The 25,130-nt window shown below is 48.4% G+C and carries 22 protein-coding genes and 4 tRNA genes; 24 read left to right on the forward strand and 2 right to left on the reverse strand.

All coding sequences use genetic code 11. The features are described 5' to 3' along the window. A complete protein-coding gene (locus HZU75_RS10290) occupies positions 1 to 420 on the forward strand; it encodes a BLUF domain-containing protein (protein WP_180306004.1) in 420 nt (139 codons plus the stop codon). A 66-nt stretch (positions 421 to 486) separates the two neighbouring features. Here HZU75_RS10290 and HZU75_RS10295 read toward each other — a convergent pair whose 3' ends face one another. Beyond that, entirely contained in the window at positions 487 to 1,209 is a 723-nt protein-coding gene (locus tag HZU75_RS10295) for a hypothetical protein (RefSeq protein ID WP_180306005.1), read from the reverse strand. Between the two features lie 342 nt (positions 1,210 to 1,551). On the opposite strand from HZU75_RS10295, the gene HZU75_RS10300 reads away from it, so the two are divergent. Further along, a complete protein-coding gene (locus tag HZU75_RS10300; protein WP_179355228.1) occupies positions 1,552 to 1,755 on the forward strand; it encodes a cold-shock protein in 204 nt (67 codons plus the stop codon). A 187-nt stretch (positions 1,756 to 1,942) separates the two neighbouring features. Here the strand turns inward: HZU75_RS10300 and ilvD are convergent, their stop codons facing one another. Beyond that, positions 1,943 to 3,802: a dihydroxy-acid dehydratase gene (gene ilvD, locus HZU75_RS10305; protein WP_180306006.1), complete on the reverse strand. Its 1,860-nt coding sequence runs from the start codon at positions 3,800 to 3,802 to the stop codon at positions 1,943 to 1,945. A 170-nt stretch (positions 3,803 to 3,972) separates the two neighbouring features. Between ilvD and lgt the strand changes: the two genes are divergently transcribed. From lgt to rplW, 22 genes are all read left to right on the forward strand, one after another. Continuing rightward, positions 3,973 to 4,779: a prolipoprotein diacylglyceryl transferase gene (gene lgt / locus HZU75_RS10310; RefSeq protein ID WP_180306007.1), complete on the forward strand. Its 807-nt coding sequence runs from the start codon at positions 3,973 to 3,975 to the stop codon at positions 4,777 to 4,779. Positions 4,780 to 4,878: 99 nt separating this feature from the next. Then, positions 4,879 to 4,964, forward strand: a tRNA-Tyr gene (locus HZU75_RS10315). A gap of 50 nt (positions 4,965 to 5,014) precedes the next feature. After that, positions 5,015 to 5,088: transfer RNA gene (locus HZU75_RS10320), tRNA-Gly, on the forward strand. A gap of 8 nt (positions 5,089 to 5,096) precedes the next feature. Continuing rightward, a tRNA-Thr gene (locus tag HZU75_RS10325) sits at positions 5,097 to 5,171 on the forward strand. 53 nt (positions 5,172 to 5,224) lie between these two features. Next, positions 5,225 to 6,415: an elongation factor Tu gene (tuf, locus tag HZU75_RS10330; protein ID WP_180306008.1), complete on the forward strand. Its 1,191-nt coding sequence runs from the start codon at positions 5,225 to 5,227 to the stop codon at positions 6,413 to 6,415. Positions 6,416 to 6,463: 48 nt separating this feature from the next. Continuing rightward, a tRNA-Trp gene (locus HZU75_RS10335) sits at positions 6,464 to 6,539 on the forward strand. A gap of 67 nt (positions 6,540 to 6,606) precedes the next feature. Beyond that, positions 6,607 to 6,960, forward strand: a complete 354-nt coding sequence (secE, locus tag HZU75_RS10340) for a preprotein translocase subunit SecE (RefSeq protein WP_180306009.1) — start codon at positions 6,607 to 6,609, stop codon at positions 6,958 to 6,960. Positions 6,961 to 6,978: 18 nt separating this feature from the next. After that, on the forward strand, positions 6,979 to 7,512 hold the full coding sequence (gene nusG / locus HZU75_RS10345) for a transcription termination/antitermination protein NusG (RefSeq protein ID WP_180306010.1): 534 nt from the start codon (positions 6,979 to 6,981) through the stop codon (positions 7,510 to 7,512). Between the two features lie 96 nt (positions 7,513 to 7,608). Then, on the forward strand, positions 7,609 to 8,040 hold the full coding sequence (rplK, locus tag HZU75_RS10350; protein WP_180306011.1) for a 50S ribosomal protein L11: 432 nt from the start codon (positions 7,609 to 7,611) through the stop codon (positions 8,038 to 8,040). Next, positions 8,041 to 8,733 carry a 50S ribosomal protein L1 gene (rplA, locus tag HZU75_RS10355; RefSeq protein ID WP_180306012.1) on the forward strand — a complete coding sequence of 231 codons (693 nt, stop codon included), beginning with the start codon at positions 8,041 to 8,043 and terminating at the stop codon, positions 8,731 to 8,733. A 236-nt stretch (positions 8,734 to 8,969) separates the two neighbouring features. Beyond that, positions 8,970 to 9,509 (forward strand): 50S ribosomal protein L10, encoded by a 540-nt coding sequence (gene rplJ / locus HZU75_RS10360; RefSeq protein ID WP_180306013.1) that lies wholly within the window; start codon positions 8,970 to 8,972, stop codon positions 9,507 to 9,509. A 53-nt stretch (positions 9,510 to 9,562) separates the two neighbouring features. Further along, positions 9,563 to 9,937: a 50S ribosomal protein L7/L12 gene (gene rplL, locus HZU75_RS10365; protein ID WP_157671002.1), complete on the forward strand. Its 375-nt coding sequence runs from the start codon at positions 9,563 to 9,565 to the stop codon at positions 9,935 to 9,937. 200 nt (positions 9,938 to 10,137) lie between these two features. Then, positions 10,138 to 14,310: a DNA-directed RNA polymerase subunit beta gene (rpoB, locus tag HZU75_RS10370; protein ID WP_180308789.1), complete on the forward strand. Its 4,173-nt coding sequence runs from the start codon at positions 10,138 to 10,140 to the stop codon at positions 14,308 to 14,310. A gap of 84 nt (positions 14,311 to 14,394) precedes the next feature. Continuing rightward, positions 14,395 to 18,618 (forward strand): DNA-directed RNA polymerase subunit beta', encoded by a 4,224-nt coding sequence (gene rpoC, locus HZU75_RS10375; RefSeq protein WP_180306014.1) that lies wholly within the window; start codon positions 14,395 to 14,397, stop codon positions 18,616 to 18,618. A 181-nt stretch (positions 18,619 to 18,799) separates the two neighbouring features. After that, entirely contained in the window at positions 18,800 to 19,174 is a 375-nt protein-coding gene (rpsL, locus tag HZU75_RS10380) for a 30S ribosomal protein S12 (protein WP_180306015.1), read from the forward strand. Positions 19,175 to 19,285: 111 nt separating this feature from the next. Further along, complete coding sequence (gene rpsG, locus HZU75_RS10385; protein ID WP_180306016.1) at positions 19,286 to 19,756, forward strand: 30S ribosomal protein S7; 471 nt, start codon at positions 19,286 to 19,288, stop codon at positions 19,754 to 19,756. Between the two features lie 27 nt (positions 19,757 to 19,783). After that, positions 19,784 to 21,880, forward strand: coding sequence for an elongation factor G (gene fusA / locus HZU75_RS10390; RefSeq protein ID WP_180306017.1), 2,097 nt, complete (start codon positions 19,784 to 19,786; stop codon positions 21,878 to 21,880). A 19-nt stretch (positions 21,881 to 21,899) separates the two neighbouring features. Then, on the forward strand, positions 21,900 to 23,090 hold the full coding sequence (gene tuf, locus HZU75_RS10395) for an elongation factor Tu (RefSeq protein WP_180306008.1): 1,191 nt from the start codon (positions 21,900 to 21,902) through the stop codon (positions 23,088 to 23,090). A 13-nt stretch (positions 23,091 to 23,103) separates the two neighbouring features. Further along, a complete protein-coding gene (gene rpsJ / locus HZU75_RS10400) occupies positions 23,104 to 23,415 on the forward strand; it encodes a 30S ribosomal protein S10 (RefSeq protein WP_157670844.1) in 312 nt (103 codons plus the stop codon). A 142-nt stretch (positions 23,416 to 23,557) separates the two neighbouring features. Next, complete coding sequence (gene rplC / locus HZU75_RS10405) at positions 23,558 to 24,202, forward strand: 50S ribosomal protein L3 (protein ID WP_180306018.1); 645 nt, start codon at positions 23,558 to 23,560, stop codon at positions 24,200 to 24,202. Then, complete coding sequence (gene rplD / locus HZU75_RS10410; protein ID WP_180306019.1) at positions 24,202 to 24,822, forward strand: 50S ribosomal protein L4; 621 nt, start codon at positions 24,202 to 24,204, stop codon at positions 24,820 to 24,822. The genes rplC and rplD overlap by 1 nt, the downstream gene beginning before the upstream one ends. After that, positions 24,822 to 25,124, forward strand: a complete 303-nt coding sequence (gene rplW, locus HZU75_RS10415; RefSeq protein WP_218871426.1) for a 50S ribosomal protein L23 — start codon at positions 24,822 to 24,824, stop codon at positions 25,122 to 25,124. The genes rplD and rplW overlap by 1 nt, the downstream gene beginning before the upstream one ends. The last annotated feature ends 6 nt before the right edge of the window (positions 25,125 to 25,130 follow it).

Here is a 25,130-nt window from a genome sequence, read left to right on the forward strand (position 1 = left end):
ATGCTTGTACGTTTGATTTACGCCAGTCGGGCTGCTGGTGAGGTAAATGCAGAGTTGCTCGATGCTTTGCTGCGTAGTTCGCGCCAGAATAACCCTGCTATCGGCGTGACTGGGGTGCTGTGCTATAGCGCGGGTATGTTTGTACAAGTATTGGAAGGCAGCCGCTCCGCGGTTTCGTCGCTCTACAATGTGATTGTGCGCGATCCTCGCCATGAAAAGGTCGAGCTGATTCACTTTGAAGAAATTAGCGAGCGTCACTTTGCGGATTGGACGATGGGGCAGGTTAACATGAGCAAAGTAAATAATGGCGTACTACTGAAATACTCTGCGCGTAGTGAGTTCAACCCTTTTGATATGAGTGGCGAAGCAATTTTGCTGCTATTGGACGATCTGATCGCGACAGCGGCGATTAGTAAATAGCCGTGCGGTGATCTAGCTGATCAATAAGCCATCCTTCGGGATGGCTTATTGTTTATTGGGCGGAAGCTAGGCAGTTTGATCAACTGTCGGTTCCGTTGCGCCAAACCAGTTTAAGTAGCGGTCTCCGCCTGCGAGATTAAGTAATTTTAGTGCCAGATCACCTTCACGGGGTGTTGTCTCATCGCTATTGTTTTTGAAGGGGAGGCGAATTGGCTCGGCACTAAGGCTTTGCAATAAATCAGCCGCAATCCCCTGATAATTGAGTTTTGTGCCGTCGGTCTGCGGCGATGTGTTTGGCTTATCGCGCTGCTGGGGTGGTATTGAATTCGTTTGGGTGGTTTGCTGTGTGTAAGTGGCGGATTGTCGCGACTCGTAACTGACCTCAAGTTCGAATTCAAAACGTTGTCCGTCGGCGGTGGTGATGGTGCCTTTACCGACAAAACTACTGCGATCATTTAGGTTAAAACTTGCCGACTGCGAGCTGCTGGTGCCACTGCTGCGTTGCGATAGGCTCATGTTAGCTTCGCTGCTAGCACTCAACTCAACATCGCTAAAGCTCACCTGCATCCCTTTGGCACTATCTCCCAGTAGCTGGCTGGCGAAGCTGCCGAGCAGATTTTGCGCAAGATCGAGCGTGTTTTTACCTAGCTGCGTGACCCGTTGTTCGATTTTGCTCGGCTGGCTGTTGGTGTTTTGAGGTGTTTTGTTGATGCGTTCGCTCGGGCTAGTGCTGCTGGGGTTAAACCAGTCGCGGCTGGATAGAGCGGGTAGGGTGGAAAGTACAGGCATGATCGGCATCTCCGATTGGGCTTGAGGATGATATCGACCGCTGGCTGCCAAAGCTGAGTGCTAGCTGATTAATGGCATTGTCATGCCTTGAAATTGACGCGCTGGATGGATGAATTTCAGTCTTTTTTGCTGTAAAAAATATTTTTTCGAAAAATAATCATACAAATAATGACCGTCTGGCAGTTATTTAATCGCTGAAAGTCCTTTGTTTATTAGGGTTTTTGTTTTTGCCTTGAATAAAAGCCAAAATAAAGTGAATTTTTGCGGGGCTGCGGGAAGATACTTGTGTATGATGTAGTTCTTGAGCGACTGCTCAATTTTATAGTTTAAGGTAAATTAAAGATGGCAACTGGTACAGTTAAGTGGTTCAACGACGCAAAAGGCTTCGGTTTCATTACTCCTGATCAAGGTGGCGAAGACTTGTTTGCCCACTTCTCAGCAATCACTTCTAGCGGTTTCAAATCACTGCAAGAAGGCCAGAAAGTTAGCTTTGAAGTGACTAACGGCCCTAAAGGCCAACAAGCTTCAAACATTCAGCCTCTGTAATTTACTACAGACTCTGATGCTCAGAACCCAGCTTAGGCTGGGTTTTTTTATTGCTGTAAATTTGCGTCGAATATAGACGTGGACGGGGTATTGTCTCCTAGTTATTTGATTAATTGGTTTCTATGGTAATACATCAACAAAAAAGCGACCCAAGGGTCGCTTTTTGTGTGGCAAAGTCTGAATGTGATTAGTCTTTTGGCTCGACCTGCGATACATCGCGTACCGCACCAGTGTCAGCTGATGTGGTCATGGCGGCATAGGCGCGTAATGCTGCGCTCACAAAGCGTTGACGATCAACTGGCTTCCACGCGGCTTTGCCTTTGGCGTTCATTGCTACGCGACGTGCAGCGAGTTCTTCGTCGCTGACCAGTAGATTGATAGTTCGGTTTGGAATGTCGATTTCTAGCGTGTCGCCTTCGTGTGCCAAACCAATCGCACCACCTTCGGCGGCTTCTGGTGACACGTGGCCAATAGATAGGCCGGAAGTGCCTCCCGAGAAACGACCGTCGGTGAGGAGTGCGCAGGCTTTGCCCAAGCCTTTTGATTTCAGGTAAGACGTAGGGTAGAGCATCTCTTGCATGCCTGGGCCACCTTTAGGGCCTTCGTAACGAATCAATACCACGTCGCCTGCGACAATCTGGTCGTCCAGAATGCCGGCTACCGCGTCGTCTTGGCTTTCAAAGATGCGTACACGACCAGTGAATTTCAGGATGGAGTCATCGACGCCAGCGGTTTTCACGATACAACCGCGTTCAGCGATATTGCCGTACAGCACGGCAATGCCACCGTCTTGCGAATAAGCATGCTCTTTACTGCGAATGCAGCCATTTTCCCGATCAAGGTCAAGCTCTGGCCAGCGCATACTTTGGCTGAATGCGATCGTCGTTGCAACGCCGCCTGGTGCGGCGCGGTACAGTAAATGAGCAAGACTATCGGGTGTGTTCTTGACAATGTCCCACTGATCGATGCCTTCACCGAGTGTTTTGGCGTGCACGGTTGGTACGTTGCGGTGAATGAGGCCGGCACGATCAAGTTCTGCCAGAATGCCGATAACGCCACCTGCGCGATGTACGTCTTCCATGTGATATTTTTGCGTGGCAGGGGCCACTTTTGACAGGCATGGCACTTTGCGGCTCATGCGGTCGATATCCTTCATGGTGAAGTTCACGCCGGCTTCGTTGGCCGCGGCTAGCAGGTGCAGCACAGTATTGGTTGAGCCGCCCATGGCGATATCGAGTGCGATTGCGTTTTCAAATGCTTCGAACGTGGCGATGTTTCGCGGTAAAACAGAGGCGTCATCTTGTTCGTAATAGCGTTTCGCAAGCTCAACAATGGTGCGCCCGGCCTGCAGGAAGAGCTGCTTGCGATCACCGTGCGTGGCTAGGAGGGAGCCATTGCCTGGCAATGATAGGCCGAGCGCTTCGGTGAGGCAGTTCATTGAGTTGGCAGTAAACATGCCGGAGCACGAGCCACAGGTCGGGCAGGCGCTACGCTCTACGGCGGCCACTTCTTCGTCCGATACATGCGGATTGGCGGCTTCAACCATGGCATCAACCAGATCAAGTTTGCGAGTTTCACCTTGCCAATTGACTTTGCCCGCTTCCATAGGGCCGCCCGAAACAAAAATCACCGGGATGTTCAGGCGCAGTGAGGCCATCAACATTCCTGGCGTAATTTTGTCGCAATTTGAAATGCAGACAATTGCATCGGCACAATGAGCGTTGACCATGTATTCAACTGAATCAGCAATTAGGTCGCGACTCGGTAGGCTATAAAGCATGCCGCCATGGCCCATGGCAATGCCATCGTCAACGGCAATGGTATTGAATTCTTTGGCAACGCCGCCTGCTTTTTCAACTTCGCGCGCAACCAACTGCCCTAGATTTTGCAAATGCACATGCCCAGGTACGAATTGTGTGAATGAATTACAAATCGCAATGATGGGTTTGTCAAAATCACCATCTTTCATGCCGGTGGCGCGCCATAAAGCGCGGGCGCCGGCCATGTTGCGACCGTGGGTGGTGGTGCGAGAACGATATACAGGCATGATGTTTTCTCTAAGTGGCGGAAACTTGACCCGCAATTGTAGCGAAAAAAGTTAGCCTTGGGTTTCATGTGAGGAATGGCTTGTAAATTGTTATTTGTACTTAGGGCAGGAAAATAGGGCGTTTGCCAGATATAATCGCAGCCACCTTTGATATCAGAAAGTAAATTGCCATGTTAGTTCACCCGCAGTTTGACCCTGTTGCAATACATATCGGATCGTTTGGCCTGCACTGGTATGGTTTGATGTATTTGATTGGCTTTGTGTTTTTCTTGATGATGGGACGCTGGCGCATTCGGAGAGGGAATCCTGCGGGCTGGCGTACAGAGGAGATGGATGACCTGCTGTTTTATGGCGTATTGGGGGTGATTCTCGGTGGTCGCTTGGGTTATGTGTTGTTCTATAAGCCGTCATTTTATTTGGCAAACCCGTTCGATATCATCAAAGTGTGGGAAGGTGGCATGGCGTTTCATGGCGGCTTCCTGGGGGTGTTGGTTGCAATGTATTGCTTTGGTCGTAAAACAAACCGAAGTTTTTTCCAGGTTACTGATTTTATTGCACCACTAGTGCCAGTGGGGTTAGCGGCAGGTCGAATTGGTAACTTTATCAATGGCGAGCTCTGGGGGCGGGTAACCGATGCAACTATGCCTTGGGCGATGGTATTTCCGCAGGCGCATGACGGTTTGCCGCGTCATCCGTCGCAACTGTATCAATTTGCCCTTGAAGGCATGGCCTTGTTTGTGATTCTTTGGCTTTATTCAAGTAAGCCGAGACAAACTGGGCAAGTATCGGGCTTATTCTTGCTGGGGTACGGCTGTTTCCGCTTTGTGGCTGAGTTTGCCCGTGAGCCGGATGATTACTTGGGCTTATTGGCTATGAATCTATCGATGGGGCAGTTATTGAGTTTGCCAATGATTTTGGCTGGTTTGGTGCTGTTTGCATGGGCTTCGAAAGATAATCGCGCCGAATTAGGGGGCTAATTTTCTTTTTGAAATAAGCGTTTACAGAAAAAAATGGCTTTGCATTATGAAAGTATTTGACGACATAGGTCATCATCTCCATAATGCGGGTCTCTAAAGGGGGGGATTACCCCAGCGGTCAACGGGTCCGGACTGTAAATCCGGCGGCTCAGCCTTCGAAGGTTCGAATCCTTCTCCCCCCACCAAATGCCCATGCGTTGCGGGTTTTGGTAGAAACGAATTTTAAGTACTAAGCGCGGGTGTAGCTCAATGGTAGAGCAGAAGCCTTCCAAGCTTACGACGAGGGTTCGATTCCCTTCACCCGCTCCAGAACAAATGCTGATGTAGCTCAGGGGTAGAGCACTCCCTTGGTAAGGGAGAGGTCGGGGGTTCAATTCCCCCCATCAGCACCAATTCGTAGTGTCATTATTCTGTTATTTCAAGTTCTCGAGAAGGAAATAAAGCGATGGCTAAGGAAAAGTTTACGCGGACCAAGCCGCACGTTAACGTTGGTACAATCGGTCACGTTGACCACGGTAAAACTACCCTGACAGCAGCAATCACCACGATCTTGTCACGCAAGTTCGGTGGTGAAGCTAAAGATTACTCACAAATCGATAGCGCGCCTGAAGAAAAGGCACGTGGTATTACCATTAACACTGCGCACGTAGAATACGAAACTGAAACTCGTCACTACGCGCACGTAGATTGCCCAGGTCACGCGGATTACGTTAAAAACATGATTACCGGTGCTGCGCAGATGGATGGCGCGGTATTGGTGGTATCTGCTGCTGATGGTCCAATGCCACAAACTCGCGAGCACATCCTGTTGTCTCGTCAGGTTGGCGTTCCATACATCATCGTATTCATGAACAAAGCTGACTTGGTAGATGATGCTGAGTTGCTCGAATTGGTTGAAATGGAAGTTCGTGACCTGTTGTCTAAATATGACTTCCCAGGTGATGACACTCCAATCATTACTGGTTCAGCTCGTGCTGCACTGGAAGGTGATCAAGGCGAATACGGCGAGCCAGCAATTTTCCGCTTGGCTGAAGCGTTGGATACCTACATTCCTCTGCCAGAGCGTGCAGTTGACGGTACATTCCTGATGCCAGTTGAGGACGTATTCTCAATTTCTGGTCGCGGTACTGTAGTAACTGGTCGTGTAGAGCGCGGTATCATCAAGGTAGGTGAAGAGATCGAAATCGTTGGTATCGTGCCAACCGTTAAGACTACTTGTACTGGCGTTGAGATGTTCCGTAAGTTGTTGGACCAAGGTCAAGCTGGTGACAACATTGGTGCGTTGTTGCGTGGTACTAAGCGTGAAGACGTTCAGCGTGGTCAGGTATTGGCTAAGCCAGGTTCAATCACGCCACACACTAAATTCACGTCAGAAATCTACGTTCTGTCGAAAGAAGAGGGTGGTCGTCATACCCCATTCTTCAGTAACTACCGTCCACAGTTCTACTTCCGTACTACGGACGTAACTGGTGCGATCGCGTTGCCAGAAGGTACAGAAATGGTGATGCCAGGCGATAACGTATCTATCACTGTAACGTTGATCTGCCCGATCGCGATGGAGCAAGGCTTGCGCTTTGCGATTCGTGAAGGCGGTCGTACGGTAGGTGCTGGTGTTGTTGCTAAGGTAATTGAATAAAATTGTTGCAAAGTGACCAAAACTAAGCTATAGTTTTGGTCTCTCCCCAGGCGAGTAGCTCAATTGGTAGAGTACCGGTCTCCAAAACCGGGGGTTGCGGGTTCGAAGCCCTCCTCGCCTGCCACATTATCAGCGGAGCCGTTCCAAATCTAATTTGGGGCGGCTTTGTTTTATGGGTCGCCGGAAACGTAATGCAAAGCATAGAACGACTGAAAGTAATGGCAGCACTGGCGTTGGTTGCCTTAGGTGTTGCTGGTTTTTATTTGGTGCCTGCTGGGCAGTCTTTTGTTGGGTCTCTCTCTGTAGTTGCTGGGCTTGTTGCTGCGGGTGTAGTGATGTGGTTTAGCGAGACGGGGCGCGCTTTTGTTGATTATGCGCGTGATTCAGTGAAAGAGGCGCAGAAAGTGGTTTGGCCAAGCAAGAAAGAGACCTGGCAAGTAACTGGCGTTGTGTTCTTGTTTGTAGCTGTATTGGCCCTATTTATGTGGGTGGTTGATTCTGGCTTGGCTTGGTTGTTTTACGATATCGTGCTTGGTCGCGGTTAATCAGTCGGGGAATCGAGCATGGCAATGCGTTGGTATGTAGTTCATGCGTACTCAGGTTTTGAAAAGAGTGTGCAAAAAGCGTTGATCGAAAAGATTGATCGATTGGAAATGGGGCATCTGTTTGGACAGATCTTGGTTCCGGTCGAAGAAGTGATGGAAGTAAAAGCGGGTCGCAAAGCTTTAACCGAGCGCAAATTCTATCCTGGCTATGTGTTTGTAGAAATGGATATGACTGACGATAGCTGGCACTTGGTGAAAAGTACGCCAAAAGTTACTGGTTTTATTGGTGGTTCAGGTACTAAGCCAATGCCGATTCCTGTTAAGGAAGTCGAGCGTATGATGCAGCAGGTGCAGGACGGTGCTGATAAGCCGCGTCATAAAATCCTATTTGAAGTGGGTGAGACTCTGCGGGTTACGGATGGGCCTTTTGCTGACTTTACGGCTACGGTTCAGGATGTGGATTACGATAAAAATCGTCTGAAGGTTACGGTTTCGATTTTTGGTCGTGCTACACCAGTTGATTTGGAATTCTCGCAGGTTGAAAAAACCTAATCTGCGTGTTGATGCGTCAATGCAGGTTGGATTGGCGTAATTGGTAGGGGAGCTGGTCTATTAGCTGGCGTTTGACCCATTTTAAGGAGTAGTACTGTGGCAAAAAAAATTATTGGCTACATCAAGCTGCAAGTGCCAGCTGGTAAAGCAAATCCATCGCCTCCAATTGGTCCAGCTTTGGGTCAACGTGGTTTGAATATCATGGAATTTTGTAAAGCGTTTAACGCTGCAACTCAAGGCGTTGAGCCAGGTTTGCCAATTCCGGTGGTAATTACTGCGTTTGCAGATAAATCATTTACTTTTGTAATGAAGTCGCCTCCAGCAACTATTTTGCTGAAAAAAGCTGCTGGCATTACTAAAGGTTCGCCACGTCCACATACCGACAAGGTTGGTAAAGTGACTCGCGCTCAACTCGAAGAAATCGTTAAAACCAAGCAAGCTGATTTGACTGGTGGCGATTTGGATGCTGCTGTTCGTACGATTGCTGGTTCAGCTCGTTCGATTGGTATCGAAGTGGAGGGCGTGTAAATGGCTAAGGTTTCTAAACGTCTTGCAGCATTGCGTGCAACTGTTGACAGCAACAAATTGTATGCAATCGACGAAGCTATCGCTTTGGTAAAAGGTGCAGCAACTGCCAAATTCAACGAATCTATCGATGTTTCGTTCAATTTGGGTATTGATCCACGTAAATCTGATCAAGTAGTACGTGGCGCTGTTGTGTTGCCTAAAGGTACCGGTAAATCAGTACGCGTTGCTGTATTTACTCAAGGTGCTAATGCTGAAGCTGCTAAAGCTGCTGGTGCAGACGTAGTTGGTTTTGAAGATCTGGCTGAACAAGTAAAAGCAGGCAATATGGATTTCGACGTGGTGATCGCGTCTCCAGATGCTATGCGTATTGTTGGTCAATTGGGTCAAATCTTGGGTCCACGTGGCCTGATGCCAAACCCGAAAGTAGGTACTGTAACGCCTAACGTTGCTGAAGCGGTTAAAAATGCTAAAGCTGGTCAGGTTCAATACCGTACTGACAAAGGTGGTATCGTTCACGCTACTCTGGGTCGTGCTTCTTTTGAAGCTGCTGATCTGCGCGAGAACTTGGCTGCTCTGGTTGATGCTTTGCAAAAAGCAAAACCAGCAAGCTCAAAAGGCGTGTACTTCAAGAAAATCGCAGTATCAAGCACGATGGGCTTGGGTGTTCGCGTAGACACTTCGTCCGTCCTGTAATCTGACTTTGGGCTGTAGCATCAATTTGATTGATGCTACAGATAGTCAAAGACCGTAGGTGCCAGCGCATAATGCTGGCTTAATCAAGGTGCCCAAACACCAGCCTACGCAGACGGTGCTCCCAATGCAGGCTTCTCACTAAACACCCATGTTTGGTAAAAGTCTCCTGAATATTGGTCGCCGTTTGATTGGGTGGCATGTGAAAACATGCTGAACTTAACTAATGGAGGTTGACCTTGAGTCTAAATCTTGACGACAAAAAAGCGGTAGTGGCTGAGATTGCAGCAGTAGTTGCAAATGCTCAAAGCATCGTGATCGCTGAATATCGTGGTATCGAGGTTTCCAGCATGACTGAACTGCGCAAACAAGCGCGTGAGTCAGGCGTGTACCTGCGTGTTTTGAAAAACACGTTGGCACGTCGTGCGGTACAAGGAACTCCGTTTGCCGAATTGGCTGACCAAATGGTTGGTCCTTTGGTGTACGGTATTTCCGAAGACCCAGTTGCTGCTGCTAAGTTGCTGCACACATTCTCGAAAAAAGACGACAAAATCGTTCTGAAAGCGGGTTCTTACGATGGCAAAGTTATGGATGCTGCAGCAGTTGCTGCCTTGGCATCAGTACCAAGCCGCGAAGAATTGCTCTCGAAACTTCTCTACGTTATGCAAGCTCCGGTTGCTGGCTTTGTCCGCGGCCTGGCAGCTCTGGCAGAGAAGAAAGGCGAGGGCTCAGCCGCTCCTGCAGCCGAAGCGGCTCCAGCAGAAGCGACAGAAGCTTAATTTTTCGTATCTAAATTGTATTAATCAGATAAGATTTTCAGGAGTATTAACAAATGGCCGTATCTAAAGAAGATATCCTTGACGCAGTAGGTGCTTTGACTGTTCTGGAACTGAATGACTTGGTAAAAGCATTCGAAGAAAAATTTGGTGTTTCTGCTGCTGCTGTTGCAGTTGCGGGCCCAGCTGCTGGCGGCGCTGCTGCTGCTGCTGAAGAGAAAACTGAATTCGACGTTATCTTGACTGGCGCTGGCGCTCAGAAAGTTGGCGTGATTAAAGTTGTTCGTGAAGTAACTGGTCTGGGCTTGAAAGAAGCTAAAGACTTGGTTGACGGCGCACCAAAACCAGTTAAAGAAGGCGTTTCTAAAGCTGACGCTGATGCAATCGCTAAGAAATTGATCGAAGCTGGTGCAACTGCTGAAGTTAAGTAATCTTTAGCTAGCTAAGTAGTACAGGCAGACGGAGCAATCCGTCTGCCCTTTTGCGTTTGTATACTGCGGCTTGCTTACAAAGTGATTTGTAAGATAGGTCTAGAATTTGCAGCAGACAAACCAGAAACCGCTCACAACTAATTGTTAGCGGGCGTTTTGCGGTTTGTCCATTGCGCCCCACCCATGGAGAGTTTATGAGTATGAAATACTCGTTCACTGAGAAGAAACGCATTCGCAAGAGTTTTGCGAAGCGGGCAAGTGTCCTTGAAGTGCCGTTTCTGTTGGCTACTCAGATCGACTCTTATTCCGAATATCTGCAGCTAGGTGTGCCTATTGAGGCGCGCCGCGAAATTGGCTTGCAGGCAGCGTTCAACTCAATTTTCCCGATTGTTTCGCACAATGAATATGCACGCCTAGAGTTTGTGCATTACTCGTTGGGCGAACCTGCCTTTGACGTTAAAGAGTGTCAGCAGCGTGGTATCACGTTTGCCGCACCTTTGCGCGCTCGTGTTCGTCTGGTGATTATGGATCGTGAATCCTCGAAACCAACGATCAAAGAGGTGAAAGAGCAGGACGTGTACTTCGGTGAAATCCCGTTGATGACTCGTAACGGCTCGTTCGTAATTAACGGTACCGAGCGCGTAATTGTGTCTCAGTTGCACCGCTCTCCGGGTGTGTTCTTTGAACATGACAAGGGTAAAACTCATAGTTCAGGGAAACTACTGTTCTCTGCTCGTATTATTCCTTACCGCGGTTCATGGTTGGATTTTGAATTTGATCCGAAAGATTTGTTGTTCTTCCGTATTGACCGTCGTCGCAAAATGCCTGTATCGATTTTGCTCAAAGCGCTGGGGTATACGCCTGAACAGATTCTGGCTGAATTCTTTGACACTGATACCTTCTTCCTGACTGAAGACGGTGTGTTCTGGGAGTTGCAGTCTGACCGCCTGCGCGGTGAAGTTGCGAAGTTTGATATCGTTGCTGAAGATGGCAAAGTTTTGGCGCAAAAAGATAAGCGCATTACTGCCAAAACGATCCGCGATATCAACAATGCCGGCATGACGCGCGTTCAAGTTCCGCTTGATTACACGTATGGCCGCGTTTTAGCGAAAGACGTTATTAGCCCAGAAACGGGTGAAGTTGTTGCTAAAGCCAATGACGAAATAACCGAAGATTTGCTGGTTAAACTTGATGCCAATGAAGTGAAAGAAATCACTACCTTGTACATCAATGACCTTGACCAAGGCGGCTTTATTTCTTCGACTTTGCGCACTGATGATACGCAAGATCAATGGCAAGCCCGCGTTGCGATTTATCGCATGATGCGTCCAGGTGAGCCACCAACAGAAGACGCGGTTCAAGCTCTGTTCAACGGTCTGTTCTTCTCTGAAGATCGTTACGATCTGTCGGCGGTCGGCCGCATGAAATTTAACAGCCGTGCTTACCCAGATCGTCTTGATGAAAAAGCACCAGGTTGGCAGCGACGTTTCTACGAGCGCGTAGGTGGCAAGGGCATTACTGGCCCTGGCATCTTGTCGACGGAAGACATTATTGCCGTAATCGGCATCTTGCTCGAATTGCGCAATAGTCGTGGCGAAGTGGACGATATCGACCACTTGGGCAATCGTCGCGTACGTTCAGTGGGTGAGTTGGCTGAGAACCAATTCCGTGCGGGTTTGGTGCGTGTTGAGCGTGCAGTGAAAGAGCGTCTGTCACAAGCTGAATCAGACAATCTGATGCCGCATGATCTGATCAATGCAAAACCAGTGTCGGCTGCAGTGAAAGAGTTCTTCGGCTCATCACAATTGTCGCAGTTTATGGATCAAACCAATCCATTGTCTGAAATCACGCACAAACGTCGTGTTTCAGCCTTGGGTCCAGGCGGTTTGACTCGTGAGCGCGCGGGCTTTGAGGTTCGTGACGTACATCCAACGCACTACGGTCGTGTTTGTCCGATCGAGACACCAGAGGGTCCAAACATTGGTTTGATCAACTCACTGTCTTGCTACGCACGCACCAATGAGTATGGTTTCCTTGAGACACCATACCGCAAAGTGGTTGATGGCAAAGTAACTGCTGAAATTGAGTATCTGTCAGCTATCCAAGAAGGCAAATACGTTATCGCTCAGGCCAATGCGCAGACCGATGATGAAAATAACCTGATTGATGAATTGGTCACTTGCCGCGAAGCAGGCGAGACCATCGTTGCTACGCCAGATCGCGTTCAGTTCATGGACGTTGCACCAAGCCAGATCGTCTCAGTTGCCGCTTCATTGATTCCATTCTTGGAGCACGATGACGCCAACCGTGCATTGATGGGCGCCAACATGCAGCGTCAGGCAGTACCTTGCTTGCGCGCAGAAAAACCATTCGTGGGTACCGGTATCGAGCGCACGTGTGCGACTGACTCAGGTACAGCAGTAACTGCTTTGCGTGGTGGTGTGGTTGATTACGTTGATGCAACTCGTATCGTAGTTCGTGTTAACAATGACGAAGTAATTGCTGGTGAAGCCGGTGTAGATATCTACAACTTGGTTAAATTCACGCGTTCTAACCAGAACACCAACACTAACCAGCGCCCAATCGTGAAGAAAGGCGATTTGCTGGCTAAAGGTGATGTGGTTGCTGACGGCGCGTCAACTGATCTTGGTGAATTGGCGCTTGGTCAAAACATGACCATCGCCTTCATGCCTTGGAATGGTTACAACTTCGAGGATTCGATTCTGATCTCCGAGAAGGTCATTGCAGATGATCGTTACACTTCGATCCATATCGAAGAATTGAACGTGATGGCACGTGACACCAAACTGGGCCCAGAAGAAATTACCCGCGATATTTCAAACTTGTCAGAGCGTATGCTCGGCCGTTTGGATGATGCTGGTGTGGTTTACATCGGTGCTGAAGTTGAAGCTGGTGATGTTCTGGTAGGTAAAGTAACGCCTAAAGGCGAAACTCAACTCACGCCAGAAGAAAAACTGCTGCGTGCAATCTTCGGTGAAAAAGCGTCTGACGTGAAAGACACGTCACTGCGCGTGCCATCAGGCATGACCGGCACGGTGATCGACGTTCAAGTATTTACCCGCGAAGGGATTGAGCGTGATAAACGTGCTCAGGCGATTATCGAAGAGCAATTGCGTCGTTACCGCCAAGACTTGAATGACCAGTTGCGTATCGTTGAAGCTGACTTGTTCAAGCGTATTGAAGACATGTTGGTTGGCAAAGTAGCCAACGGCGGCCCGAAAAAACTGGCCAAAGGCGCTACGGTTACTGCTGAATACTTGGCAGATTTGCCAAGCAAGCATGACTGGTTTGATATCCGCTTGTCTGATGAAGAAAGTGCTCGTCAGCTCGAGGCGAATAAAGACCTGATCGCTCAGACTAAAGCTGAGTTTGAATTACGTTTTGAAGATAAAAAACGTAAATTGACGCAAGGTGACGAATTGCCACCAGGCGTGATCAAAATGGTCAAAGTCTATGTTGCGGTGAAACGTCGTCTGCAGCCAGGTGATAAGATGGCCGGTCGTCACGGTAACAAGGGTGTGGTTTCTAAGATCCTGCCAGTTGAAGACTTGCCACATATGGCCGACGGTACGCCAGTGGACATCGTGTTGAACCCATTGGGCGTTCCATCACGTATGAATATTGGTCAGATTCTGGAAGTGCATTTGGGTTGGGCTGCGAAAGGTATTGGTCAACGCATTAACGCGATGTTGCGTGAACAACAAAACACCGCTGAAGTACGCGCTTACCTCGAAAAGATCTATAACACCAATGGCAAATCGGAAGACATTGCTAGCTTGGACGACGCAGAAGTATTGCAGCTGGCTCAAGGCTTGAGCACAGGTATGACTTTTGCGAGCCCCGTATTTGACGGTGCCAAAGAAAGCGAAATTCGCGAAATGCTTGATCTGGCTTACCCAGATGCGGATCCGCGTACTCAGCAGTTGTCATTTAACTCAAGCAAAACGCAGATGCAGCTATTTGATGGCCGCACGGGTGAGCCGTTTGAGCGTAAGGTCACTGTGGGTGTGATGCATTACTTGAAACTGCACCACTTGGTGGATGACAAGATGCATGCGCGTTCGACAGGTCCATACTCTCTGGTAACGCAACAGCCATTGGGCGGTAAAGCTCAGTTCGGTGGTCAGCGTTTCGGTGAGATGGAGGTTTGGGCACTCGAAGCTTACGGCGCAGCGTACACCTTGCAAGAGATGTTGACTGTGAAGTCCGACGACGTAAATGGTCGTACCAAAGTATACGAAAACATTGTGAAGGGTGATCACCGCATTGATGCTGGCATGCCAGAATCATTCAATGTATTGGTTAAGGAAATCCGTTCGCTCGGTATTGATATCGATCTGGAAACCTATTGATTGCTGTGAGGTATAGGGCTGCAGACCAGATTTGATCTGGTCTTGTAGCCAATACCCTGATTGCCCTCACTGGAGAATATTGGAATGAAAGGCTTACTCGAACTCTTCAAGCAAGTCGCACAAGACGAAGAATTTGACGCGATTAAAATCGGGCTCGCATCGCCTGAGAAAATCCGTTCTTGGTCTTTTGGCGAAGTGAAGAAGCCAGAAACCATCAACTACCGTACGTTCAAGCCTGAGCGTGACGGTCTGTTTTGTGCTCGCATCTTTGGCCCGATCAAAGATTATGAATGCTTGTGTGGTAAGTACAAACGTCTGAAACACCGTGGCGTAATTTGTGAAAAATGTGGCGTTGAGGTGACTTTGTCAAAAGTCCGTCGCGAACGCATGGGCCACATTGAGCTGGCTAGCCCAGTTGCGCACATCTGGTTCTTGAAATCACTGCCATCTCGTTTGGGTATGGTATTGGATATCGCTTTGCGCGATATCGAACGCGTATTGTATTTCGAAGCGTTCATCGTGATCGAGCCAGGCATGACCCCGCTACAACGTGGTCAATTGCTGACTGAAGAAGATTACTTCTCTAAAGTTGAAGAATACGGCGACGAATTTGTTGCGATGATGGGTGCCGAAGCGGTACGTGAATTGCTCAAGTCGATGGACGTTGATCAAGAGATCAGCCGTCTGCGCGCTGAACTCGATAGCACCGGTTCAGAAACTAAGATCAAGAAAATCGCTAAACGCTTGAAAGTACTTGAAGCATTTGAGCGTTCAGGCATCAAGCCTGAGTGGATGATTCTGGAAGTGTTGCCAGTATTGCCACCCGAGTTGCGCCCATTGGTGCCACTGGATGGTGGTCGTTTCGCGACTTCCGATCTGAATGATCTGTATCGCCGCGTCATTAACCGTAATAACCGTCTGAAACGTCTGCTTGAATTGCGCGCGCCCGAAATTATCGTGCGCAACGAAAAGCGTATGTTGCAAGAGTCGGTTGACTCCTTGCTCGATAACGGCCGTCGCGGTAAAGCGATGACTGGCGCGAACAAGCGTCCGCTGAAATCGCTGGCTGACATGATCAAAGGTAAGGGCGGTCGTTTCCGTCAGAACTTGCTGGGTAAACGTGTTGACTACTCAGGTCGTTCGGTAATTACCGTAGGTCCTACTTTGCGTCTGCATCAGTGCGGTTTGCCAAAGTTGATGGCGCTCGAATTGTTCAAGCCATTCATTTTCCATAAATTGGAAGTGATGGGTCTGGCAACGACAATTAAAGCTGCGAAGAAAATGGTGGAAAGCCAAGAGCCTGTAGTTTGGGATATCTTGGAAGATGTAATCCGCGAGCATCCAGTACTGTTGAACCGTGCGCCAACGCTGCACCGTTTGGGTATTCAAGCGTTTGAACCGACCCTGATCGAAGGTAAAGCGATCCAGCTGCATCCGTTGGTTTGTGCTGCATTCAATGCCGACTTTGACGGTGACCAGATGGCGGTTCACGTTCCATTGTCGCTCGAAGCGCAAATGGAAGCGCGTACGTTGATGTTGGCGTCTAACAACGTATTGGCACCAGCCAATGGTGAGCCAATTATTGTTCCATCGCAGGATATCGTATTGGGTCTGTACTACATGACCCGCGAAGCGAAGTACGCTAAAGGCGAGCGTTTGAATGACGATGGTCAGCGTCTGACTATCTTCTCTAACGTGTCTGAAGCTTTGCGTGCTTATGCGAACAAAGACGTGACATTGCAGACTCGTGTTTCAATTCGCCTGAAAGAATGGTTCAAAAATGAATCGGGCGAATGGGAAAGCAAGATGGTTCGCCGTGATACTACGGTTGGCCGTGCGATCTTGTCTGAAATCCTGCCAAAAGGCTTGGACTTCTCGCATATTGACAAGTCATTGAAGAAAAAAGAAATTGGTAAGCTGATCAATGCGTCTTTCCGCCGTTGCGGTCTGAAAGATACGGTCGTGTTTGCCGATCAATTGATGTACACCGGTTTCTCATACTCTACGCGTGGCGGTATCTCGATTTGTGTCGATGATATGTTGGTTCCTGCGAAGAAAGTTGAATTGCTGGCCGCCGCGCAATCTGAAGTGAAAGAGATCGAGCAGCAGTACAGCTCAGGTCTGGTAACTCAGGGTGAGCGCTACAATAAAGTAGTCGATATCTGGGGTCGTGCCGGTGATCAAATCGCTAAGGCGATGATGGACCAGCTGGGTAAAGAGCCAGTGCTTGACGCTAATGGCAAGCAGGATGAACAAGAGTCGTTCAACTCGATTTACATGATGGCTGACTCAGGTGCCCGTGGTTCTGCCGCACAGATTCGTCAGCTGGCAGGTATGCGTGGTCTGATGGCTAAGCCTGATGGCTCGATTATTGAGATGCCGATTACGACCAACTTCCGTGAAGGTCTGACGGTACTGCAGTACTTCATTTCAACGCACGGTGCACGTAAAGGTCTGGCGGATACCGCATTGAAGACAGCGAACTCGGGTTACCTGACTCGTCGTCTGGTCGATGTAACGCAAGATTTGGTTGTGATCGAAGATGATTGCGGCACGAAGAATGGCGTGGCAATGAAAGCCGTTGTTCAAGGTGGTGACGTAGTTGAAGCCTTGCGTGAGCGTATCTTGGGTCGAGTAGTTGCTAAAGATGTAATTGATCCATCTTCACAAGAAACATTGTTTGAAGCGGGTTATCTGCTGAACGAAGATGCGGTTGATGAAATCGAATTGCGTGGCGTGGACGAAGTGGTGGTACGTACTCCACTGTCATGCGAAACACGCTATGGTCTATGTGCTAAGTGTTATGGTCGCGATTTGGGTCGTGGTCATCTGGTTAATAGCGGTGAGGCTGTGGGTGTTATCGCAGCACAGTCGATCGGTGAGCCAGGTACTCAGTTGACGATGCGTACGTTCCACATTGGTGGTGCAGCATCTCGAGCTGCGGCGGCCAATCAGGTTGAAGCCAAGTCAAGCGGTAATATCGCGTATAGCTCTAATATGCGCTATGTAACCAATGCGAAGGGCGAGCCTGTAGTGATTGCACGTTCGGCTGAAGTATTGATTCTGGATGACAACGGTCGCGAACGCGAAACGCACAAAGTGCCTTACGGTGCTACGCTGACAGTAAAAGATGGCGACGTAATCAAGGCTGGTACGGTATTGGGCACGTGGGATCCTCACTCGCGTCCAATCATCACCGAGTACTCTGGTACCGTGAAGTTTGAAAACGTTGAAGAAGGCATGACGGTTGTTAAGCAAGTCGATGATGTAACTGGCTTGTCTACGCTGGTAGTTATTGCCTCTAAAGCGAAAGTGACTTCAAGCAAGGGCCTGCGTCCATTAGTGAAATTGATTGATGAATTTGGTAATGAAATGAAATTGGCGGGTACCGATACGCCAGTCACAATTTCGTTCCAAGTGGGTTCGATCATTACTGTGAAAGATGGTCAGCAAGTTGGCGTGGGTGATGTGCTGGCTCGTATTCCACAGGAATCAGCTAAGACCCGCGATATTACCGGTGGTCTGCCACGCGTTGCTGAGTTGTTCGAGGCTCGCTCGCCAAAAGACGCCGGTATGTTGGCTGAAGTGACGGGTACGGCGAGCTTTGGTAAAGATACCAAAGGTAAGCAACGTCTGGTGCTGACTGATCTTGAAGGTGTTGCGCACGAATATCTGATCTCTAAAGATAAGCATGTGATGGTGCATGATGGTCAGGTTGTGAATCGTGGTGAAACGATTGTTGATGGCCCGATTGATCCGCACGATATCTTGCGCTTGCAAGGTATTGAAGCTCTGGCGCGTTATATCGTTCATGAAGTGCAAGAGGTGTATCGCTTGCAGGGTGTGAAGATTAATGACAAACACATTGAAGTAATTGTGCGTCAGATGTTGCGCCGCGTTGTGATTTCAGATTCGGGCGATTCTGATTTCATCTTGGGTGAGCAGGTTGAGCGTGCCGAAGTGTTGATTGCGAATGACAAGTTGGCGGCAGAAGGCAAGGAGTTGGCGAAGTATGACAACATCTTGCTGGGTATTACTAAGGCGTCATTGTCGACCGACTCATTCATTTCTGCTGCCTCGTTCCAGGAGACGACTCGAGTGCTGACTGAAGCGGCCATCATGGGTAAAGTCGATGATCTGCGTGGTCTGAAAGAAAACGTGATCGTAGGGCGCTTGATTCCTGCGGGTACCGGTTTGGCATATCACAAAAATCGCAAACGCCTGCAGAGTAAAGTTGAATCTTTACTGCCATTTGCAGAAGTTGCAGCTGAAGTGATGGCTGAATCATCCGGCGAAGTTGCTGAGTAATAAGTTTGGAACCGACTTCTGTCGGTTTCCATTGACTCGTTAACAGTGAATTCCTTATAATTCAAAGTCTTTTGCTGCGGGAAGCGAAATTAATCGCTTCCCGCAGTGTTTCCATTCTGGAAACTTATAGCCACCCTGGCGTTCAGGGAGGTTTTTTTTAACGTGGTAGGATGTTAAAACAATGCCAACTATCAACCAACTCGTCCGTAAAGGCCGTGTTGCGGAAACTTTCAAGAGCAAAGTACCAGCTTTGGAAGCTTGCCCGCAAAAACGTGGTGTATGTACTCGTGTATATACAACTACTCCAAAAAAACCAAACTCTGCATTGCGTAAAGTTTGTAAAGTTCGCCTAACCAACGGTTTCGAAGTGATTTCGTACATCGGTGGTGAAGGTCATAATCTGCAAGAGCACAGTGTTGTGTTGTTGCGCGGCGGTCGTGTTAAGGATTTGCCAGGTGTTCGCTATCACTGCGTACGCGGCTCACTTGACTTGGCTGGCGTTAAAAATCGTAAGCAAGCTCGCTCTAAGTACGGTGCTAAACGTCCTAAGGCGTAATTGGTGCAGTCTGTGCGGCAGCGCAGAGCAAAAGCTGTCAAGTAAGTGGCCGCCCCAATGGGCGTCCCAGGGGTTAGCCCCCAACTGAATGTCACATTAAGGAAGTAAATTATGCCAAGACGCAGAGAAGTCCCAAAACGCGACGTCTTGCCGGATCCAAAATTCGGCAGTACAGAACTCGCGAAATTCATGAACGTCGTTATGCTCGACGGTAAAAAAGCCGTAGCAGAGCGTATCGTTTATGGTGCACTTGCCCAGATCGAGAAAAAGACAGGTAAAGATGCAGTTGAAGTTTTCAACACGGCAATTGGCAATGTTAAGCCAGCTGTCGAAGTGAAGAGCCGTCGTGTCGGTGGTGCTAACTACCAAGTACCAGTAGAAGTACGTCCTAGCCGTCGTCTGGCATTGGCGATGCGTTGGGTCCGTGAAGCGGCTCGTAAACGTGGTGAAAAATCAATGGATCTGCGTTTGGCTGGTGAGCTTCTGGACGCTGCTGAAGGTCGCGGTGGCGCGATGAAAAAACGCGATGAAGTACATCGTATGGCTGATGCAAACAAAGCGTTTGCTCACTTCCGTTTCTAATTGCGTATTCCTAATAAGGACTGAGCCGTGGCACGTAAGACCCCTATTGAGCGCTACCGTAATATCGGTATTTCCGCTCACATTGATGCAGGTAAGACTACTACGACTGAACGTATTTTGTTCTACACCGGTGTTAATCACAAAATTGGTGAGGTTCATGATGGCGCTGCCACTATGGACTGGATGGAGCAAGAGCAAGAGCGTGGTATTACCATTACTTCTGCTGCAACGACTACATACTGGAAAGGTATGGGTATGCAGTTTCAGGAGCACTTGGTAAACATTATTGATACTCCAGGCCACGTTGACTTCACTATTGAAGTTGAGCGCTCAATGCGCGTGCTGGATGGTGCTTGTATGGTTTATTGTGCTGTGGGCGGTGTTCAGCCTCAGTCAGAAACTGTATGGCGTCAGGCTAATAAATACAACGTACCTCGATTGGCATTTGTGAATAAGATGGACCGCTCAGGCGCCAACTTCTTCCGAGCAGTTGAGCAGATGAAGATTCGTCTGAAAGCTAATCCGGTGCCTGTAGTGGTGCCTATTGGCGCTGAAGACAAATTCGAAGGCGTTGTTGATCTGCTGAAAATGAAAGCGATCATCTGGGATGACGCATCGCAAGGTATGAAGTTTGAATACGGCGATATCCCTGCAGATTTGGTTTCAGTTGCTGAAGAGTGGCGTGAGAAGATGGTCGAGTCTGCGGCCGAAGCTTCTGAAGAGTTGATGAACAAATATCTCGAAACTGGCGAGTTGTCAGAAGAAGAGATTATTGGTGCATTGCGTACTCGTACCTTGGCTTGTGAGATTCAGCCTGTTCTGTGTGGTTCGGCATTTAAGAACAAGGGCGTTCAGCGTATGTTGGATGCTGTAATTGAGTTCTTGCCATCGCCGCTGGATATTGACGATGTTAAAGGTGTGGACGATCGTGAGCAAGAGGCTTCACGCCCAGCTTCTGATGCTGCGCCGTTCTCAGCATTGGCATTCAAACTGATGAATGACCCTTATGTAGGTCAGTTGACGTTCTTCCGTGTTTACTCGGGTGTTCTGAATTCTGGTGATTCAGTACTTAACTCAGTTAAGGGCAAAAAAGAGCGTATCGGTCGTATCGTACAGATGCACGCTAATGATCGTAAAGAGATCGAAGAAGTGCGTGCTGGTGATATTGCTGCAGCCATCGGTTTGAAAGATGTGACCACAGGTGAGACTTTGTGCGATCCAGATAACGCGATTATCTTGGAGCGTATGGTGTTCCCTGAGCCGGTTATTCACGTTGCTGTGGAGCCAAAAACTAAAGCTGACCAAGAGAAAATGGGTTTGGCTTTGGGGCGCTTGGCGAAGGAAGATCCTTCATTCCGCGTGCGCACTGACGAAGAGACTGGTCAGACAATTATGTCTGGTATGGGTGAGCTGCACCTTGAGATCTTGGTTGATCGTATGAAGCGTGAGTTTGGCGTTGAGGCAAATGTGGGCGCTCCACAAGTAGCTTATCGTGAAACTATTACGCAAATTGCGGCTGATGTACAAGGTAAGCACGCTAAACAGTCTGGTGGTAAAGGTCAGTATGGTGATTGTACGATCACTATTGAGCCGGCAGGTGAGGGTAATGGCTATAGCTTCCACGACGAAATCAAGGGTGGTGTAATTCCTCGTGAATTTATTCCGTCTGTTGACAAGGGTATTCAAAATACACTCAAGTCAGGTGTGTTGGCTGGTTTCCCGGTTGTTGATGTTAAAGTTCGTCTGACGTTTGGTTCGTACCATGATGTTGACTCTTCGCAGATTGCGTTTGAGTTGGCTGGTTCTATTGCGTTTAAAGAAGCGATGCGTCGTGCGGGTCCGGTAATTCTCGAGCCAATGATGGCGGTGGAGATTGAAACTCCAGAGGAATACATGGGTGATATCATGGGTGATATCTCTTCACGTCGCGGTATCTTGCAAGGTATGGATGATAATCCTGCTGGTGGCAAGATGGTTAAAGCGGAAGTGCCTTTGTCTGAAATGTTTGGTTACTCAACTACGTTGCGTTCTATGTCGCAAGGCCGTGCAACGTACTCAATGGAGTTCAAACACTACTCAATCGCGCCTAAGCATATTGCTGATGCAATCATGGCTAAAAAATAATTTAAAGGATATTTAAGAAATGGCTAAAGAAAAGTTTACGCGGACCAAGCCGCACGTTAACGTTGGTACAATCGGTCACGTTGACCACGGTAAAACTACCCTGACAGCAGCAATCACCACGATCTTGTCACGCAAGTTCGGTGGTGAAGCTAAAGATTACTCACAAATCGATAGCGCGCCTGAAGAAAAGGCACGTGGTATTACCATTAACACTGCGCACGTAGAATACGAAACTGAAACTCGTCACTACGCGCACGTAGATTGCCCAGGTCACGCGGATTACGTTAAAAACATGATTACCGGTGCTGCGCAGATGGATGGCGCGGTATTGGTGGTATCTGCTGCTGATGGTCCAATGCCACAAACTCGCGAGCACATCCTGTTGTCTCGTCAGGTTGGCGTTCCATACATCATCGTATTCATGAACAAAGCTGACTTGGTAGATGATGCTGAGTTGCTCGAATTGGTTGAAATGGAAGTTCGTGACCTGTTGTCTAAATATGACTTCCCAGGTGATGACACTCCAATCATTACTGGTTCAGCTCGTGCTGCACTGGAAGGTGATCAAGGCGAATACGGCGAGCCAGCAATTTTCCGCTTGGCTGAAGCGTTGGATACCTACATTCCTCTGCCAGAGCGTGCAGTTGACGGTACATTCCTGATGCCAGTTGAGGACGTATTCTCAATTTCTGGTCGCGGTACTGTAGTAACTGGTCGTGTAGAGCGCGGTATCATCAAGGTAGGTGAAGAGATCGAAATCGTTGGTATCGTGCCAACCGTTAAGACTACTTGTACTGGCGTTGAGATGTTCCGTAAGTTGTTGGACCAAGGTCAAGCTGGTGACAACATTGGTGCGTTGTTGCGTGGTACTAAGCGTGAAGACGTTCAGCGTGGTCAGGTATTGGCTAAGCCAGGTTCAATCACGCCACACACTAAATTCACGTCAGAAATCTACGTTCTGTCGAAAGAAGAGGGTGGTCGTCATACCCCATTCTTCAGTAACTACCGTCCACAGTTCTACTTCCGTACTACGGACGTAACTGGTGCGATCGCGTTGCCAGAAGGTACAGAAATGGTGATGCCAGGCGATAACGTATCTATCACTGTAACGTTGATCTGCCCGATCGCGATGGAGCAAGGTTTGCGCTTTGCGATTCGTGAAGGCGGTCGTACGGTAGGTGCTGGTGTTGTTGCTAAAGTCATCGAATAATAGGGACTTGAAAATGCAAAACCAAAAAATCCGTATTCGTTTGAAAGCATTTGACTACTCATTGATTGACCGTTCGGCTCAAGAAATTGTAGAAACTGCAAAACGTACTGGTGCAGTTGTGAAGGGTCCGGTTCCTTTGCCAACTAAAATCGAGCGTTTTGATATCTTGCGTTCTCCGCACGTATACAAAACTTCTCGTGATCAGTTTGAAATTCGCACACATTTGCGCATGATGGATATCGTCGATCCTACTGACAAAACTGTTGATGCGTTGATGAAGCTTGATTTGCCAGCTGGTGTTGATGTCGAAATCAAACTAAACTAATTTTTTGCAAGCTAAGTGCTTGCAGTTAAAAGAAATTATGTGTTAGTATCGCGGACTTGCCATTTCGCAATGGTAAGTCCGTTTTATTTTTTAATGGTCATAGCCAGTCAATCGTAACTGGCCCTTGATAAAGGGAATAACTATGAGCTTAGGTCTTGTAGGTCGCAAAGTCGGCATGACACGCATTTTTGCAGAGGATGGTTTGTCTATCCCTGTGACTGTGCTTGACATGGCTGCAAATCGCGTCACGCAAATCAAAACACAGGAAGTTGACGGCTATTCAGCTGTTCAAGTTACTTTCGGTGCTAAGAAAGCTAGTCGTGTAAATAAGGCAGAGGCAGGTCATTTTGCTGCTGCTGGTGTTGAGGCGGGTGAGGCTCTGGTGGAGTTTCGTCTTGCTGCAGATAAAATTGCTGGCTTGAAAGCTGGTGATGCCCTTTCTGTTGAGTTATTTAGTGTCGGTCAGATTGTTGACGTGACAGGGACTACTCAAGGTAAAGGTTTTGCTGGTGTAATTAAGCGCCATCATTTTAGTTCTAATCGTGCTTCTCACGGTAACTCTGTTTCGCATCGTTCAGCTGGTTCGATCGGTATGGCTCAAGATCCTGGTCGTGTATTTCCAGGTAAGCGCATGGCCGGTCAGCATGGTAACGAAAAGCGCACTGTGCAGAATCTTGAAATCGTCCGTGTTGATGCAGAGCGCCAACTGTTGCTTGTCAAGGGTGGTGTTCCAGGTTCTAAGGGCAATCAAGTTATCGTTCGTCCAGGCGTGAAGGTGGGTGCGTAATGGAACTTAAATCTGTAAATCTCAAAGGTGAGGCGCAGGCAGTTGTGGCTGCGTCAGATTCACTTTTTGGTCGTGAGTTCAACGAAGCATTGGTGCATCAGGTTGTTACTGCTTATTTTGCAAATGCTCGTAGTGGTAACCGTGCGCAAAAAGATCGTACCGATGTAAAGCACACGACTAAAAAGCCTTGGCGTCAAAAAGGTACTGGCCGTGCCCGTGCTGGTATGTCTTCTTCTCCGCTTTGGCGTGGTGGTGGTAAAACATTCCCAAATAGCCCTGATGAGAACTTCTCTCAGAAAGTTAACCGCAAAATGTACCGTGCTGGTATTGCGACAATTTTGTCGCAGTTGGTGCGTGAAGATCGTTTGGTTGTGGTTGATTCTTTTGTGCTCGATGCCCCAAAAACCAAAGCTTTCGCCCAAAAATTGGCCGAAATGCAGTTGGATAATGTGCTGATCGTTACTAAAGAGTTGGATGAGAATCTGTATCTGGCTTCGCGCAACCTGCCGCACGTGCTCGTGCTTGAGCCAGCGCAAGCAGATCCAGTTAGCTTGGTGCGTTTCAAGAAAGTGGTCTTGACTCGTGAGGCTCTTCAGGCGTTTGAGGAGATGTTCGCATGATCAAATTCGCAGAAAATCGCCTGTTGCAAGTGATTTTGGCGCCAGTTGTTTCTGAAAAGAGCACAATGCTGGCCGAAAAATCAGAGCAGGTTGTATTTCGCGTATCTACTGATGCTACTAAAGCTGAGATTAAAGCTGCGGTTGAACTGTTGTTCAAAGTAAAAGTAGATGCTGTAACAACAATTAACGTTAAAGGTAAGTCAAAACGTTTCGGCCGCACAGCTGGTCGTCGTAAAGACTGGAAGAAAGCCTACGTTAGCTTGGTTGCCGGTCAGGAAATTGACTTGGCTTCTGCGCAATAAGGAGAC

The organism is Chitinibacter fontanus (assembly GCF_013423785.1).
In the GTDB taxonomy this organism is placed as follows: domain Bacteria; phylum Pseudomonadota; class Gammaproteobacteria; order Burkholderiales; family Chitinibacteraceae; genus Chitinibacter; species Chitinibacter fontanus.

Coding starts and splice junctions, on each gene's coding strand:
- ilvD (WP_180306006.1), bottom strand. CDS start 3,802: ATGCCTGTATATCGTTCTCGCACCACCACCCACGGTCGCAACATGGCC.
- rpoC (WP_180306014.1), top strand. CDS start 14,395: ATGAAAGGCTTACTCGAACTCTTCAAGCAAGTCGCACAAGACGAAGAA.
- tuf (WP_180306008.1), top strand. CDS start 21,900: ATGGCTAAAGAAAAGTTTACGCGGACCAAGCCGCACGTTAACGTTGGT.
- rplA (WP_180306012.1), top strand. CDS start 8,041: ATGGCTAAGGTTTCTAAACGTCTTGCAGCATTGCGTGCAACTGTTGAC.
- tuf (WP_180306008.1), top strand. CDS start 5,225: ATGGCTAAGGAAAAGTTTACGCGGACCAAGCCGCACGTTAACGTTGGT.
- secE (WP_180306009.1), top strand. CDS start 6,607: ATGCAAAGCATAGAACGACTGAAAGTAATGGCAGCACTGGCGTTGGTT.
- lgt (WP_180306007.1), top strand. CDS start 3,973: ATGTTAGTTCACCCGCAGTTTGACCCTGTTGCAATACATATCGGATCG.
- HZU75_RS10290 (WP_180306004.1), top strand. CDS start 1: ATGCTTGTACGTTTGATTTACGCCAGTCGGGCTGCTGGTGAGGTAAAT.
- HZU75_RS10295 (WP_180306005.1), bottom strand. CDS start 1,209: ATGCCTGTACTTTCCACCCTACCCGCTCTATCCAGCCGCGACTGGTTT.
- rpoB (WP_180308789.1), top strand. CDS start 10,138: ATGAAATACTCGTTCACTGAGAAGAAACGCATTCGCAAGAGTTTTGCG.
- HZU75_RS10300 (WP_179355228.1), top strand. CDS start 1,552: ATGGCAACTGGTACAGTTAAGTGGTTCAACGACGCAAAAGGCTTCGGT.
- rpsJ (WP_157670844.1), top strand. CDS start 23,104: ATGCAAAACCAAAAAATCCGTATTCGTTTGAAAGCATTTGACTACTCA.
- rplD (WP_180306019.1), top strand. CDS start 24,202: ATGGAACTTAAATCTGTAAATCTCAAAGGTGAGGCGCAGGCAGTTGTG.
- nusG (WP_180306010.1), top strand. CDS start 6,979: ATGGCAATGCGTTGGTATGTAGTTCATGCGTACTCAGGTTTTGAAAAG.
- rpsG (WP_180306016.1), top strand. CDS start 19,286: ATGCCAAGACGCAGAGAAGTCCCAAAACGCGACGTCTTGCCGGATCCA.
- rpsL (WP_180306015.1), top strand. CDS start 18,800: ATGCCAACTATCAACCAACTCGTCCGTAAAGGCCGTGTTGCGGAAACT.
- rplL (WP_157671002.1), top strand. CDS start 9,563: ATGGCCGTATCTAAAGAAGATATCCTTGACGCAGTAGGTGCTTTGACT.
- rplC (WP_180306018.1), top strand. CDS start 23,558: ATGAGCTTAGGTCTTGTAGGTCGCAAAGTCGGCATGACACGCATTTTT.